13 protein-coding genes are annotated in these 16,193 nt (G+C 48.3%); 1 reads left to right on the plus strand and 12 read right to left on the minus strand.

The genetic code is table 11. From position 1 onward, the window contains the following. Positions 1–77: 77 nt before the first annotated feature. The 12 genes from PAV_RS25920 to trxA all read right to left on the minus strand — a co-directional run bounded on the left by PAV_RS25920 (position 78) and on the right by trxA (position 15,731). Complete coding sequence (locus PAV_RS25920) at positions 78–1,346, minus strand: ABC transporter substrate-binding protein (RefSeq protein WP_005551031.1); 1,269 nt, start codon at positions 1,344–1,346, stop codon at positions 78–80. 138 nt (positions 1,347–1,484) lie between these two features. Then, positions 1,485–2,726 (minus strand): response regulator transcription factor, encoded by a 1,242-nt coding sequence (locus tag PAV_RS25925; protein ID WP_005551032.1) that lies wholly within the window; start codon positions 2,724–2,726, stop codon positions 1,485–1,487. Next, entirely contained in the window at positions 2,707–4,509 is a 1,803-nt protein-coding gene (locus tag PAV_RS25930) for a sensor histidine kinase (protein WP_005551033.1), read from the minus strand. The genes PAV_RS25925 and PAV_RS25930 overlap by 20 nt, the downstream gene beginning before the upstream one ends. Positions 4,510–4,708: 199 nt before the next feature. Then, entirely contained in the window at positions 4,709–6,463 is a 1,755-nt protein-coding gene (locus tag PAV_RS25935; protein ID WP_005551035.1) for an amylo-alpha-1,6-glucosidase, read from the minus strand. 3 nt (positions 6,464–6,466) lie between these two features. Then, the gene (gene gcvPB, locus PAV_RS34290; RefSeq protein WP_005551036.1) at positions 6,467–8,050 is read right to left on the minus strand and encodes an aminomethyl-transferring glycine dehydrogenase subunit GcvPB; all 1,584 of its coding nucleotides are present in this window, start codon (positions 8,048–8,050) and stop codon (positions 6,467–6,469) included. A 6-nt stretch (positions 8,051–8,056) separates the two neighbouring features. Next, positions 8,057–9,535 (minus strand): aminomethyl-transferring glycine dehydrogenase subunit GcvPA, encoded by a 1,479-nt coding sequence (gene gcvPA, locus PAV_RS34295; protein WP_005551038.1) that lies wholly within the window; start codon positions 9,533–9,535, stop codon positions 8,057–8,059. A 37-nt stretch (positions 9,536–9,572) separates the two neighbouring features. Continuing rightward, complete coding sequence (locus tag PAV_RS25950) at positions 9,573–10,355, minus strand: SDR family NAD(P)-dependent oxidoreductase (RefSeq protein WP_005551040.1); 783 nt, start codon at positions 10,353–10,355, stop codon at positions 9,573–9,575. Positions 10,356–10,385: 30 nt separating this feature from the next. Beyond that, entirely contained in the window at positions 10,386–11,129 is a 744-nt protein-coding gene (locus tag PAV_RS25955) for a carbohydrate ABC transporter permease (protein ID WP_005551041.1), read from the minus strand. Positions 11,130–11,211: 82 nt separating this feature from the next. Further along, entirely contained in the window at positions 11,212–12,132 is a 921-nt protein-coding gene (locus PAV_RS25960; RefSeq protein WP_005551043.1) for a carbohydrate ABC transporter permease, read from the minus strand. Positions 12,133–12,560: 428 nt separating this feature from the next. Further along, positions 12,561–13,025 carry a hypothetical protein gene (locus PAV_RS25965; protein WP_005551045.1) on the minus strand — a complete coding sequence of 155 codons (465 nt, stop codon included), beginning with the start codon at positions 13,023–13,025 and terminating at the stop codon, positions 12,561–12,563. Positions 13,026–13,052: 27 nt separating this feature from the next. Continuing rightward, positions 13,053–15,224: an excinuclease ABC subunit UvrC gene (gene uvrC / locus PAV_RS25970; protein ID WP_005551047.1), complete on the minus strand. Its 2,172-nt coding sequence runs from the start codon at positions 15,222–15,224 to the stop codon at positions 13,053–13,055. 186 nt (positions 15,225–15,410) lie between these two features. Then, positions 15,411–15,731 (minus strand): thioredoxin, encoded by a 321-nt coding sequence (gene trxA, locus PAV_RS25975; protein WP_005551049.1) that lies wholly within the window; start codon positions 15,729–15,731, stop codon positions 15,411–15,413. A 249-nt stretch (positions 15,732–15,980) separates the two neighbouring features. Between trxA and PAV_RS34300 the strand changes: the two genes are divergently transcribed. Continuing rightward, positions 15,981–16,130: a hypothetical protein gene (locus PAV_RS34300; RefSeq protein WP_005551050.1), complete on the plus strand. Its 150-nt coding sequence runs from the start codon at positions 15,981–15,983 to the stop codon at positions 16,128–16,130. The last annotated feature ends 63 nt before the right edge of the window (positions 16,131–16,193 follow it).

The raw sequence follows: 16,193 nt of genomic DNA on the forward strand, positions 1-16,193 counted from the left end.
TTTCTATAAAAATAGAGCCGTTGCTTCGCAAGGTGTTATGTATATACGCACCTCTCGAAGCAACGGCCCATTGTTTATTATTTCTTTTCAACGAATTTTTTGGCTTCCTTCACTGCTGTATCCAGTGCTTTCTGTGCATCTTCACCCAGCATGACAGAATCAATTGCGGTCGAAAGGTGACGGTTCATTTGGTTCCAGTTGCTGTTGAGCAAAAAGGCTGGTGTGTTGTCGGAACGCTCCAGCATGTGATAGAACGGTGCATACAGTTCGGATTGATCAAGCTTCATTTCCTGCACAACGCTCTTGCGAATCGGCAGGTCAGCATCGCTCTTCATTTTAACGGCTTCCTCCGAAGTAAAGAACTTCACGAACTCCCATGCCAACTCTTTTTGCTTGGATTGTTTCGCTATCGATACTGCACTTACGGAAATTACGCCTTTTACAGGCTTGCCAGGGAACGCCGGCATTTCAACGGTTCCGAAATCAACCTTTGCCTCCTTGAATCCTTCAAGCGGCCATACGCCACTTTCCCACATCCCGATTTTCCCCGCTTTGAAAATGTCATTACCGCCCAGTTGTGTCTTTCCGCCTACCAGAACTCCATATCCATCTTTCACCATATTGCCGAACATTTGAACTGCAGCTACGGTTTCTGATCCATTCATAATGCCTTCGATCGTTTTGCCATCATCACTGATGAAGCTTCCCCCGTTGCTCCAGATGAATCCTTGCAAATCGTATGGATCATTCTCAGCGCGAACACCGAACCCATACTGCTTCTTCGATTTATCTGTCAGCTTCGTTGCAATATCCTTAAAGTCATCCCATGTCCAGCCATCCTTCGGATATGGAACGCCCATCGCGTCGAAAACTTTCTTGTTGTAATACATAGCACGCGTCGTGAAGCCCGCAGGCAAGCCGTACGTCTTGCCGTCTACTTTCACGTAATTGAACAAGCCTTCGTATATATCATCTAATTTCAAGCTTGCATCCTTTTCCGTAAAGGAATCGAGCGCCTCCAAGTTTGAATGATACGTTGGGAAATCCCACATCAGCATAACATCCGGCGGATTGCTCGCACCGAACGATGCAGCCAGCTTCTGATCGAAGCCATCTGCATAAGGCTCAATTTGTACTTTAACGCCTGAATGGGACTTCTCGAACGCTCTCGCAATATTTTCTTGAACCTTCAGCTTTTCGCCTGTATCCCAGGTAGCAAACCGAAGAACTGTTTGTTTCCCCTTGTCTCCTCCGGAGGAACCTTGTTCTCCAGATCCTCCGCCACAGCCAGCAAACATAAGTGCAAAGATCGTTAACAGAATAACCAATCTTGACCTTCTCTTCATCCTGCTCATTCCCCCCAAATGGTTGCATCTCCAACATATCTACACTTTAATAACAATAAAGCGTTTTCAAAACGGCGAATTGTTTCGAATACGGGGTGAATTTGTTCGATGGAAAGGCGGAATATCGTTCGCCTCTCGTCATTTTTGAGCAGTCTGTTCTCCCTTTTGTCCGCTCCTATATTGACTCGGTGTCATCCCACAGCAGCGCTTAAACCATTTACTCACATATTTCCCATCTACCATTCCAATTCGTTCAGCAATATCTTGCAGCGTCATCGCCGTGTTGAGCAGCAGATCCTGCGCCGTTTTCAGCCGCATCCGGTATAGGAAGGTAACAAAATTCTCCCCCGTCACCTTTTTGAACAATGTACTGAAGTGGCTGCGGCTTAAGCCAACTCGATTTGCCACATCGCTCACCGACCATGGCTCACTCACATTATCCGCAACCAATAGCACGGATTGCATTACCGTTTCCGGCCACGAATTAACCCTGAGCTCGAATTTGCGCTCCACCTCTGCTGCTCGATGCAGCTCCTGTACCGCTTCCAGCCACCCCTCCATCCCCTTCAACGGGCCTCGTCTGCTCCAATGCAGCTGAGGGCAGGAGGATTTACATTCCTTCAGCAACTGCTCTACCTTCATCCAAGCAGAAGGATGATATACATAGAAGCAGCGATCGATACCGCATGGAATATACGAACATGGCCCCTTTGTTTCATGCAAAAGTGTATCTCCAAGGTACTTCCAGTACTCTCCGCCTCGATTGGAGGCCTTACCAGCAGAAGGAACTTGCTCGAAACTGTCAAATATTTTGACTAACATGATTTCATGAGGCTCATTCAGCCAGCTCCATTGTGTCTCCCAGCGCAGCTTCAACTCATGATGGAAGTCATTGCGAAAACCGCACAGCCACGCATAGAATGCCGCATTCCACTGCGTATCTTCCTCGCTGGAATCCGCGGAGCGAACAATTGGAGAAGACTGTTGGTCGCCGGCAAGCTCCTCTTCGAACTTATGTAGATAATAAGCAAGCTCCTCGTCTTCGAACGCCGTTTTTAACAAATAGCCTGACGCTCCAAGCATCATGCCTTTTTGTGCGTACTCGAAGTCGCGATGGCAGCTAAGCAGAAGCACCCTTGTTTGCGGCGCCTTTTCCTTTATACGCTTTGCCAGTTCAATGCCGTCCATCTCAGGCATCACGATGTCTGTTATGACAACCTCTGGTTCGTGAAGCAGGAAAGCTTCCCATGCCTTTTGACCGTTCGGGGCATCGGCTACGACTGCCATGTTGAATCGTTCCCAATTTACGGTTGCCATCAATCCTCTGCGAACAATACTCTCATCATCAGCGATCAGCACTTTAATAGGGCTGTCTGTCATTGGGTGCTTCCTCCTTTTTTGGCCAGCGTATCGCAATCGTCGTGCCGCTTCCTAATTGAGATTCGATACTTAATCCATATTCGGAACCAAAATGCAGCTTGAACTTTTGATCCACGTTGTACATACCAAGCCCATGCCTCTGAGTAGGGTCACTCGGAGCCTGCAGCAAAGCACATCGACGCTCCTCGCTCATCCCTTTTCCATTGTCAGTCAAGGTTAAGTACAGGTCTGAATCGTTGTCAATGAGACGTAGGGCAATCGTTCCATACCCATCTTCGAAAGCGTGGAAAAAAATATTTTCAAATAACGGCTGCAAGCTCATACGCGGTATGACTGCTGTCATCGCACTTGATGCGATGTCCACCTTATATCCGAATTCTCCCTCATACCGAACATGTTGAATTTGCAGAAAATGATCAATAAGCTCCAGTTCTTTCGATATCGGAACCAATTCCCGCGTCACATCCAAGTTCGCTTCTAGCACAATCGTCAAGTGAGCGATCATTTTCCTTATATCTTCATTGCCCTGCAGCCTAGCCTTCCATTGTATGGAGTTCAACGTATTGAACAATAAATGAGGATTGATCTGGTAGTGAAAAGCCCGCAATTCAGCTTCCTTTTTGAGCTGCTCTTTGGCGGCGATCTCCTTCACCAGTTCTTCGATCTGACCGATCATTTTATTAAAGCTGTTCGCAAGTGATCCAAGCTCATCTTCGTCCCGCACTTGGATTCGGGTTTTTAGTCGGCCAGCCCCTGCTGAATTCATCGATTCTTTGATCCGCTTAATTCTTCTTGTTACACGTGTAGAAAATAAATAGGCAAGCACAAGTGCGAAAAAGCCAGACAGTCCTAAACCGAATAGGGTGTAAGACTTAATCACGCTCGAAGGCTGATTAAAATATTGATAGGGAAGTCTGGCTTCAATCGTCCAGTCATTGATTTGCAGGCTCTGCTTCCATACAATATCATTCTCTTGCACAGTGTTGTCGCCTGATGAGCGATATATCGTCTGTCCGCTTCCGCTCGTGACCGTTACAATCGACTTCGTGTCCTCTTCGAACATGCGAAACAGCTCAATCAGCTTATCTGCGTTCATTTCAATGAGAATTTTACTGTCCTGCAAGGGCCCTGACTGGTTGCGAATCGGTACGACCAAGCCAAGCAACTTCTGGTTCGGTGTATCTTTCTCATCCCGATAATGTAATGGCGAATAGAACCCTGCCCAATACTCTCCAGCATGATCGGCAGGTATTTGTTGCCACCAAGGCTGTTGGAACAAGACATCGACATTTAACATACTGTCTCCGTAGTAATATCCGGATTTTGTAATAATGAAGATCCCTCGATCATGCAATCTTTTAAGCGCTTTCAAGAAATCTTCCAAATCGTTTTTATCCTGCACCTGTGAATACGTCCTGGGAATCTCCGCAGAGATAACATTCTTATATGGATTAAGCAAATACGAATAAATATAGCCTGCAATCATACTCATCTGATTTAATTCCGTATCCAGTTGGTATTGCAGCTGATTAACACTGTTCTGACCATATTTGCCGAACTGCTCTTGCAGAAGACGAGAGGATTGTTGATAAGAAAGCACGCCCTGAATCATTAGCGGCAGAAGCGATGACGCCAAGAAAAACAGCACGAGCTTCAAGCGCAAGCTTCGCCTAGGATTCGGCGGCATATTGGCCATCCATTGCTGTAGCCGATGTAAGACGCCAGACTGTGTCATATGAGTTATTCCAGTTAGCTTTTCACGCGGCGCTTCGATACGAATCATCCCCTGTTGCTCATATGGACTAGTTATGATGTGGATGAGCGTTAATGTTATGTGAAGTTTATCATAACCAATTTTAACCTGACAATGGAGACCGAGGTTCCTCTAATCATTTTGATCGAGACACCAATTAGGCAGATAGGACGAACAAATAACAATAGCTCCCGTGCGCGCTGAGCAGTAGGGAGCCTGTTCATTCCGTTCATTGGAGTGGTTGATTGACATATTCATTGGCCAGGATAAGGAACACACTGGAGGTCCAAGTAAAAGCCCGATCACGGAGTCCACAGCCAGTCTTCGCATCGAAGTTCTCTGCCATCCCGCTGCGAGAAGCCATGCGGCAGAAGCGAATTGCGGCCTCTTGTGCCACTTCCCGCTTCCCGCTGCGCTGCAATCCATCGATTAGCAGCATCATGACCGGAGCCCAGATTGGCCCAAGCCAATAGCCGTCCGGCTCGTAAAACGGGCTATTCAGACTTTCCGTAGCAAAGCCATTCGGGCTGAAGAATCGTTCTTCGTCGGCAACTGCCTTTACAAGTGCTTGCAGTACTGATTCTGGAAGGCGATCACCCAACAATATCGGCATAAACGGAATCAAGCTGTCCCCTTGTGCCGGCTCATGTGTGCCTGAGCGGATAGCCCTAAACTGCCCCCCCTGCCAAAAATGCTCCATCATCCGTCCGAGCAAACTGTTCGCAGCATTGCGCCATTCCGCCGCTTCATAAGCCTTGCCTAGCTGTTCCGCTATTTCCGCGAGCACCTCGAACTGAATAATTAAGTACGCCGACAAATCTGGACTTTCTATAGGACCAACACAGCGGAAAATCGTGCTATTATCCCAGCCGCTGTCATTGCCGTGATTGTACTGAGGAATTCCGTCATGATCGTCATCTCGGCAATTCATCCACCATTTGCTCCACTGTGCAAGCGGATCATAAATTTCACGCAAACGATCCGCATGTCTGAACCACTCATTGCGCTCCATCATCCAGCGCAGCGTCCAGCCATGAATAGGAGGCTTGCAGCAATTCCACAGCGCATACTTGTCATTGATGAAGTCTGGAAGCTGTCCAGATTCATCCTGCTTGTCGAACATGATCATGAACTGATCCCAAGCAAGCTCGGGTTGGTTGGCAGCAAGCGCCATTGCGTTGAAGCAGTGATCCCAGCTCCAAATGTTCGTCATCCAATTTTTTGACATGTACATCGCAGGGCGTGATAAATGTCCAGCCTCAGGTACCACACACGACCATGTGATGTAAGCAGCCAAAGCACGCGCTTCCTCCAATTCCTCCAAGGCAACAGGCAAACTCTTGTCGAGCCATGCGTCAAATTCCTGCTTAATGCCTGCAACCGCCTCATCAAAGCAGCCCACTGACGCCAATGTCCGTATGGCTGGCGGCTGTATCCGATACTCTTCCAGCATCAGTTCCGCCTCCGCTGTCCCATTGTTGATTGCATCAGTCGGGCTACACTCCACTACAGCATATTTGCATCTGGATCGTTCCCATGGAGCATCTACCGCAAGCTCCCCTTGCAGCAGCGTAAGCATAAATCGCATTTCGGTCGTGAAATGGTTAACCTCATAGCGTCCATCCTGATGCGGCAGTACATAATCATAAGAACCAGCGACTAATGTCAGCCGAATCCCTGCTCCCCGAGCTCTTATCCGCATTGCGCCAGTCTCGGGCAGACATAATTCCGCTCTTCCTTGCCCGCCTTCTTCAAGGAGAGTCAAGGAAGAAGGAGAAGTATGAACTGAGTAAGGAACGACTTGATCTTCAGCCATCAGTTCCAGACGAAAAACAGCACCGCTCGTGTCATCTCCTCCACGAACCGTACGGAAATACAAACCTTCCTCTCGCTTTCCATGCTGTGGCAAATACGATACCGTTAGAAAAGTTCCAAACCGGCTAAATGGGATGTGATGAATATCAAATGGTATGGTTGCCGACATCCGTTACTCCTTATCTGGCAGGCCTTTTGCCTGCCCTGTCTTCTTCAAGTAAGCTCGCCATGTAATGCACCACTCAGCCGGATTATCCAGCGATTCCTCGATGTTCTGATGTACTGTGCTGTGATGCGGCGCAGACTTGACGATCTCTGGCACGCTGCGAGCTTCCTCTGCAATATGGGCTAACGCTTGAATATACTCATCAAGATCATCCTTGGAGTATGATTCCGTCGGCTCCAGCGTGAAAGGCTGCGGTACAATATATGGATGGTGACTCGTCCAGTAATGTAATCCGAAATCACACATTCTGCGCTGAATGTCTTCGGTCGTCACCCCTGTCTCCCTCGTCAGCTTCTCCCAACTGTAGCGAACCTGCTCAAGGCGTCCTCCTTTTACATAAGGAACGCTAGCGCCTGAGATCTGTAATATTTTATGGTACAAGTAATTATTGTTCAAGACAGCAATTTCCGCTACATCGCGCAGTCCTTTTGCTCCTAAGCTGCGAATCCAAGCATAAGCGCGCACAATTGTCTGTGCAACGCCATGGAAGCTTCTTACTTTGCCGATGCTCAGCTCTTGATTGGTGTGCAGTACGAAGCGTTCGCCGTCTCGTTCTACAATCGGCCCTGGCAAGAATGGCTTCAGCTGCTCTGTAACCCCCAGAGCGCCTGCAGCAGGCCCGCCGCACATATGAGGAGCCGCAAACGTCTTGTGCAGGTTGAAGAAGCACATATCGAATCCTGCTTCCTTTGCACGTGCAATACCGAGCAGACCATTGGCATTAGCTTGATCGTAATAGCAAATTCCGCCCGCCGCATGCACAATATCCGTGAACTCCTTTATGCGTGGATTGAAGATTCCCGTATCTTCCGGGTTGGCTACGACGAAGCCTGCCGTACGATTTGATATCGCTTTTTTAAGCTTTTCAATATCTGGGAAGCCATCCTCATCCGGATGCAGGGTAATAATCTTGTATCCCTTCACAGCCGCCGTTGCAGCCTGAGATGGATGAGAGAAGATCGTCGTAATCATTTCATCGCGCTGATCGCCTTCTCCATTCGCCTCATGGTAAGCTCGAACGATGGACGCCATCGCAAATAAGGCTTGAGTCCCGCTGCCAGGCTGGAATGAGAAGGCATCTATCCCAGATATTGCACGCATCGCCTCATCCAGCCGATAGATGATTTCCAGTGTTCCCTGTACCGTGCGGCTGTCCTGCAATGGATGCAGTTCCGTCAGCTGTGGATTGCGCACAAGCAGCTCATTGATGCGTGGAATGTATTTCATCGTGCACGTGCCTTGGCCAATCTCTATATTAAGATCGCTACCAAGGGTTTCCTGCGACAAACGCAAGTAATGGCGAAGCACCTTCGCCTGACCAATCTCAGGAAGCTGCGGCGCCTTCGTGCGCTGCATCGAAGCTGGAATGTGAGAAATGACGTCGCCTACCGCTTGGACAAGCTCCTGCTCCGCCTCTGGAACGAGAACCCCGCGTTCTCCTTCCCGATGAAGTTCAAAAATGACCGGCTCATCCCATTTCGCCTGATGAAATTGTCTGACTGTACGATCCTTGCGAACGATTTGTTGCATTACTCATCACACCTCTTCCATATTAGCGGCTGCTTCCGACATACCATCTGCGGATGTCCTTGTAAGCGAGCAGTTGATGTCCGGCTGTATCGTCTTATTCAGCAAAGCTGTGAGTTCGTCAACCAGATGGTCAATCTGCTCCTTCGCCATGACCTCGGTTACACAGAACAAAGCACTCTGCCCCATTTCAGGGAATGATCCGGACAGATCCAAGCCTCCAAAGATATTTCGTGTAAGCAGATGCTCATTGATCTGGCTAACCGTTAGACCTGTTGCCGTGAAGTCGATGACGAATTCCTTGAAGAAGGCATTCTCATAACGCAGCGCAACACCAGACAATGTGCTCAAACGAGCCGCTGCATAACGAGATTTCTGCATGATCGTCTCGCCTATCTCGTACATGCCATGCGGTCCAAGCAAGGCCAAGTAAACGCCAGCCGTAATCCCCCATAATGCAGTCTGTGTGCCAACAGACTCCTTTCCCTGCTCGCGCTGTGCGAAGGAGGTACGCTCATAAGCTACGTCGCCGAAGCCATACTCTCCCTCGACAACAGTTGGGACTATGCCGAACAGCCGGGACGGATACTCCATGACGAAGCGTTCTTCATCATGTACAGCAATAAAACCTGACTGCCCGCCGCCATAGTTCATACGAATGCCGAGCGGCTGCAAATCCCCGCAGACGATATCTGCACCGTATTGGCTTGGAGGGGTCAATACGCCGAGCGATATTGGATCAACGCCTACAACACTGATTGCCCCATATTCGCGAGCTAGGCGGTTGATTTCTTCACCCTGCCGCTCAATGATACCGAAATAATTCGGATTCTCTATATAGACAGCTGCCGTCTGATCAGACAACTTGCTCCGCAGATCATTCAAATCCAATAGTCCGCTATCCGATTCCGTTTGAACCGTGATGACGCGGATATGCGGATGCAAGTAATTTTTAATAATCATTCGCTTGTCAGGGCAGAGAATCGCTGGCAGGAGCACCTCTGTCCGTCCTGTCATCCGAGCAGCCATCCGCAGCGCAGTCGATGCAGCTTGCGGCCAGTCGAATGTCGGTACGTTGACAACATCCATATCGACCAGTTCAGCCACAAGACTCTGATATTCGAACAAGGCCTGAAATCTGCCATGATCCTCATAAGGTTCTCCGGCATAAGCTGTCACGAATTCCGATCGTTGATTGATCTCATCGCATACAGCAGGCACGAAATGCTGCCAACAGCCTCCACCTAAGAAGCTTGTAGCCTGCGAAGTGCTCACATTCGCCGCCAGCAAACGTTCAATATGACCCTTCAACTCAAATTCATTCAGTGCGGGCGGCAAATCCATCTCCGACTGCATGCGCAAATGCTGCGGAATATCTCGATACAGCTCTTCAATGCTTGCAATGCCGATCTCCTGCATCATCTGTGCCTTAACTTTCGGAACCGTATTCGGAATATAAGGATGCACATTCGATTGACGTTCCTTCATGACGTGCGTTCTCTCCCTTCAATATTCAGATCAAGTGTTACGCCAGTCCCCCGCCGTCCACAACCAGCACGCTTCCACTAACCCATTGCGATAGATCGCTTGCCAGAAATAGTACTGCATTTGCAATATCCTGCGGTGTACCAATACGCTCCAAAGGTCTGCCTACGGCAGATGAAGCAAGGAATGCTCCCTCCTCGACCGCCAATTGTATGGCCTCTTCACGCAGCAGCGGCGTATCTGTATCGCCTGGACATACGCAGTTGACACGAATATTGTCCTTACCGAAGTCGATTGCCATGGCACGCGTCAAGTTCACAACTCCAGCCTTCGCAGCACAATACGCTGCGGCTTGATCGCCGCCCTTCAGCCCCCATCCGGATCCGGTATTAATAATGCTTCCGCCTCCTCTAGCGGCCATAACTGGAATCGCATATTTGGACAACAAGTACGTACCCTTAAGGGATACGTCCACAACCAGATCCCAATCCTGCTCCTCTAGCCCAACGACCGTCTTGCGACGAATGACGCCAGCATTATTGAACAGAATATCAACGCCCCCATACCATTCCTGTGTCAGGCGGACTGCACGCTCACAATCTTCCGCTTTCGTGACATTGCAGGACACAAATTGTGCTTCTCCTCCTGCATTTCGAATTTCCAGGACAGTCTCCTGCCCTTGCTGTTCTCCAATATCAGCGATGACCACATTGGCTCCGAAGCGTGCCAGGCATTGTGCCGTAGCGCGTCCGATACCAGATGCTCCGCCTGTAATCATCGCAGTCTTGCCTTTCAAGCCAAAAACATCTATTTGCTGCATCATGAATAGTCCCTCCGTTATCTGTTCAAGTTGTTACCCCTTCATCCCTGTTGTTGCAATACCGGTTACGATATAACGCTGCGCTGCAAAGAAGATAGCAAGCGGAGGCAAGCAAATCATGCACGTAACGGCCATAATCGCATCCATCTTCACCTCGTACATCCCTTTGAACTGCGACAAGCCCAGCGTCAGCGTGTACTTGCTCTGATCATTCAAGAAAATGAGCGGGCCCAAATAATCGTTCCATGTGCCAAGGAAGTTGAACACCGCAACGAGGATCAATGCCGGAGCCATAAGCGGTACAATCAGGCGGATAAACGATTGAAGCGGATTCGCGCCATCGATGCGGGCTGCCTCCTCAAGCTCTGGCGGAATCGTCATGATGAACTGACGAAGCAAGAAAATATAGAATGCCGAGCCAAAGAAAGAAGGAACAATCAATGGCTTCAATGTGTTAATCCAGCCAAGTGCATTAAATTCCATATATAACGGAATCATTGTCACTTCCCAAGGAATCATCATCGAGGCAAGCAAAATAATGAACAATGTCTTGCTTCCCTTAAATCGAAATCTGGCGAATCCATAGGCAACAAGCGCAGAGGACACAACCTGACCAATGAGTGACAGCACCGATACGATCAATGAGTTTTGCAGGAACACATCAAACGGTTGTGAATTCCATGCCTTCGCAAAGTTCTCGAAATGAAAGCTGCTCGGAATCCACTGCGGCGGAAAAACGAACAATTCTTCGGGCGACTTCAATGATGTTGAGACCATCCAATAGAAGGGCGCCAAGAACAATACGGTAAAAAAGATGAGCAGTGCGTAAGTCGTTATTTTTTCATCACAATCTCCCTCCTCAGCCTTTGCCGCCCTTCACTTCACCTTCGTAATACACCCATGCCGACGAAGAACGGAATACAAGCATCGTCAGAACAAGTACAATCGCAAACATAAACCACGCATTGGCAGATGCGTAGCCCATCTTGGAATATTTGAAGGCATTTTCGTACATATACATCGCATAGAAATACGTGGAATTGAGCGGGCCTCCCCCCGTCAACACCAATGCGAGCGTCAACTGCTGGAACGCAGAAATAATCGTGGTGATCAGGTTGAACAAAATGGTCGGACTAAGCATCGGCAGTGTAATTCGGAAAAACTGCGACACCGTACCTGCCCCATCAATTGCGGAAGCCTCATACAGCTCACGCGGGATATTTTTCAAGCCTGCCAAGAAAATAAGCATCATCGATCCCTGTCCCCATAAGCTGGCGAACACCATCGCTGCAAGAGACCATTTCGGGTCATTCAGCCAATTCGGCCCTTCTACCCCAATAAGTGATAAGGCATAGTTCAAAATCCCGTATTCTCCGTCGTACACCCATGACCAAATCATCGCCAGCGCGACACCGGAAATAACGGAAGGGACATAGAACGCTGTTCGGAAAAATCCACTGCCTCGCACGTTGCGGTTCAGCAGTATCGCAAGTCCAAGCGCAATTAAAATGTTAACAGGCACAAATATAATGGCGAATTTCACTGTGACCGTCAGTGATGTCCAGAACAACGGATCATCCGTGAACATGTTAATAAAGTTATCCAATCCGACAAACGTCTTCTCCCCTACAATTGGCCAATCAAAGAAACTGATAATGAATGAAAAAAGGAGTGGACCGAGCGTGAATGCGAGAAAGCCGATTATCCATGGCATAATGAATAAATAAGGCACGGCTGCATGCATGCGAAGCGAAAACGATCGTTTTTTTCTCATCTTCATAAGGGCTTCGTTCCTTTCTTTGTTGTTCGTGATCATAGGTTGCAGTGTAACAGGCGCTGCCGTTCGATGATGTCAGGACAGGATGCTCGGCTCTTCTATAGCACAGCCCTAATTGATGGGCACATCGTAGGTACCATTGTAGATGAGATGTAAGCGTTTTCACACGGAAGGCTGTTTTTCATTAGGGGGGACTTTGTTCGAATATATTTTGCGGGACAGGCAGTAAGGGGGATTTTTGTTTGTTCCATGACGTTATTTTGTTCGATAGGAAAATAGCAGACGTTGACGAGGATGAGTTAAGCAGTACATGCAGCCTCGTTTTTCACAGTAATGAATGTTTTTGCAAATGCAAACGGTTAATAAGCTTGCTGCGAAAAAAGGCCCGGTCAAGGTTTATCCTTGCCAGGCCTTTTTTATGTTGCGCAATATCACTTTGGCTCTTTCTTGATGAAAAACGATGCGATAATCAAAACAACGGCCAGCCCAATCTCAATATTGAACATTGTCCAGAAACTATCGTTAATATAGTAGAAAGGTTGGTTTACTGCTGTTCCTGTATCTTTCAACGTTCTCATGTATACGTAATCATTCCAAAACATAACCAGCAACAGATGCGTAAAAGCCCCATATAGAAGCGCTACTCCACACTTAAAAATAAAATCTCCTCCCCCAATTACGATGGCAAATCTGGCCCGTTCCATCTTAATGATAAAAATGATTTTTTGAATGATAAACCCAAAAGAATATAGCATATTATCCCAACCCATGACAGAGTGAAAGTACACTCGAATATAAAGAGGAGCCGAGCCGCCGCCCGATTCCAGGGCCAAGCGGAAGTCCATTACGTCAACCGTAACTGTCGGAACCAGCTCAAAAAAGAAGCCTTGCAGCAACGATCTGCAAGGCTTCCAGCTTTCCTTTTATTTATCATGGTTCACGTCATTATCCACATCGGCAGCCTCCAGGTCTGGGGCATCCGGCTCGGCTTCCTGTGGTTCCTTCTCTTGCTGGAGAGCGGCTAAGATCGTATGCGCCAACTTCTCGCCAATCCCGATTTGTCGGAATTCCTCAACCGATGCTTCCCGAATCTTCTTCAATGATCCGAAATGCTTCAACAGATGCTTGCGCCGCTTCTCACCAATGCCCGGGATCGAATCAAGCGCTGAGACGACCATCGACTTCGCACGCCGCTCCCGGTGGAATGAAATCGCGAAACGGTGAACCTCCTCCTGAATGCGCTGAAGCATGTAGAATTCTTGGCTGTCCCGACCAAGAGGGACAATTTCTGGCGGATCACCGGCCATCAACTGCGCCGTCTTATGCTTATTGTCCTTCACGAGTCCACAGACCGGTATCGTTAATCCAAGCTCGTTCTCCAGTACATCAAGCGCGGCAGACATTTGACCCCTGCCTCCGTCTACAATAATCAAATCAGGCATTTCGAGCTGTTCTTTCAACACCCGCTCATACCGTCTGCGAATGACCTCGCGCATCGTTTCATAATCATCAGGCCCCTGCACCGTGCGTACCTTATACTTGCGGTATTCTTTCTTCGCAGGCTTGCCGTCGATGAAGACTACCATAGCCGATACTGGATCCGAGCCTTGAATATTCGAGTTGTCAAAAGCCTCAATACGGCGGGCATTGTCGATGCCGACCGCTTCTCCGAGCCGTTCAGCAGCACGCAAAGTGCGATCCTCATTGCGCTCCTGCATCTTGAACTTCTCATCCAGCGCAACACGTGCATTTTCCATTGCCATCGAGATCATCTGCTTCTTAAGCCCGCGCTTCGGAATGTGCACCTTGACGTTCAACCATTGCTGAAGCGCCTCTGCACCGGCAATCCCGTCATCCGTTCCGTTATTTGCTCCCTCATCTAATTCCTCTATGCGGCTCTGTTCATGTTCATTGGCAATGGATGAGTCATCTTGTGTGTCCACTGAGTCATCCTGTGTATCCACGCCCGCAACAGATGAAGTGCCACTTGATTCCTCTGCCTCAGCATCGTTTTGTGCAGCAGATGTGTCGAACAGTTCCGAATCAGGAAGCAATATTTCCTTAGGCAGTGCCGGGTTCTCACTATAATATTGCGTCACGAACGACATGAAGTCCGCATACGCTTCCCCATAGAATGGGAACTTTGTTGCATGCCGTTCAATCATTTTGCCTTGTCGAACATACAAAATTTGAACACACATCCAGCCTTTATCTACAGCAAAGCCGAATACGTCGCGATCCAGTTGGTCGGATGTATTTATGTTCTGCTTTTCCATAATGGCACGAATCGCGATCAACTGATCCCGATATTCCTTGGCACGCTCGAATTGCATCTCTTCAGCGGCTTCTTCCATCTTTCGCTGCAGTTCCTTCTTAATCTCCTCATGCCCGCCGCTTAAGAACTTCGCGATCTCCTGCACCATTTCTTCATACTGCGCCTCCGTTACCTCATACTCGCAAGGTGCAAGGCACTGTCCAATATGATAGTACAAGCACACCCGATCCGGCAGTGTTTTGCACTTGCGAAGCGGATATAAGCGATCAAGCAGCTTCTTGGTCTGCGTAGCGGCAAATGCGTTCGGATATGGCCCAAAATATTTGGCTTTATCCTTCAGCACGCGACGTGTAACCTCAAGCCGCGGGTGGCGCTCATTCGTAATTTTAATATATGGGAACGTCTTATCATCCTTGAGCAGCACGTTATATCTCGGATGATGCTGCTTAATCAGATTACATTCTAATATGAGGGCTTCCATGTTACTGGAAGTGACGATATATTCAAAGTCGCGAATTTCCGATACCAGCCGCTGCGTCTTACCGTCATGGCTGCCATTGAAATACGAACGTACGCGGTTTTTCAATACTTTAGCCTTACCGACATAAATAATGGTTCCCTCACGGTTCTTCATGAGATAGCATCCCGGCGAATCAGGAAGCAATGCCAGCTTATTGCGAATTCGCTCCAATGCCTGTTCCCGTTCTGCAAGCTCCTCTGGCGACAGCTCCTGCTGCTCGTCCGTAGAATAACGTTCGTTCCAGCGCTCCTTCCAGCGCTCTACCCGCCAATTGGATTGGTTGTTGTCTATTTCGCTCATCGTCCTCCCCCTTTCCTCTATAATACGAATATATGATCCTATTGTATACGAGTGAAGACATAAGAAAAAGCCCTCCCGCAACGGGAAGGGCTGGCAATCTATCGCTTGCGATTCACATCAAGCTCAATCGAGATGTCCCTCAGCAGAACACACCTTTTATAGGTTGTCCTCTGTAATAAATCTCGATTATTGATGTTTGCTGATCAAGTTCTTCAATGCATCCTTGGAGTTCAAGCCTACAACCTTATCAACAGGCTGACCGTCCTTGAACACGATGATAGTAGGAATGCTCATTACGCCAAAGCGGGAAGCGGATTCTGGGTTCTCATCCACATTCACTTTTGCAACAGTCGCTTGACCGTTTACTTCGCTTTCCAATTCATCGAGGATAGGGGCAAGCATTTTACAAGGGCCGCACCATGGCGCCCAAAAATCGACCAATACAACGCCTTGCTGACCTTCAACTTCAGTCTTGAACGTTTGGTCGGATACGTTAACGATAGCCATATTTGGTTCCTCCTTTATGTTAGAAGCTTACAATCTGAGTCAACATGTAAAGTATACCACAGTTCAATGTTTTATGTGAAATTTGCACTTCATTTTTGCATCCAATTTGTCACATCCTAAGAGAGCGCTGTCTTTACAGTCATGGCGCAGTTCGGTATACTTATAGCGATAAGAAATTGGGTTAAAATACCTGTTGATGCCGTGACATACGTCATTGTATCAGACATGTAAGAGATAGGAGGCCCCTTGATGGAAGCGAGAGCAATTGATCCGCGTGAGCATGTGAACGAGGAACCGCGCAACGATTTCTCCGATTTGATGTTCGGGTTCGGTGCAATGGCCGGATTTATGACGGTAGTCTTTTTCGGCATGGTTATCGTGAAGTTCATCATCTCCTAGCCCTGATCATGGTGCGTTCCCCTCAATGGAGCGCACCACAGTGGCATCCCTATTACCATGAAT

Origin of the sequence: Paenibacillus alvei DSM 29, from assembly GCF_000293805.1 — a bacterium.
GTDB lineage: Bacteria > Bacillota > Bacilli > Paenibacillales > Paenibacillaceae > Paenibacillus_B > Paenibacillus_B alvei.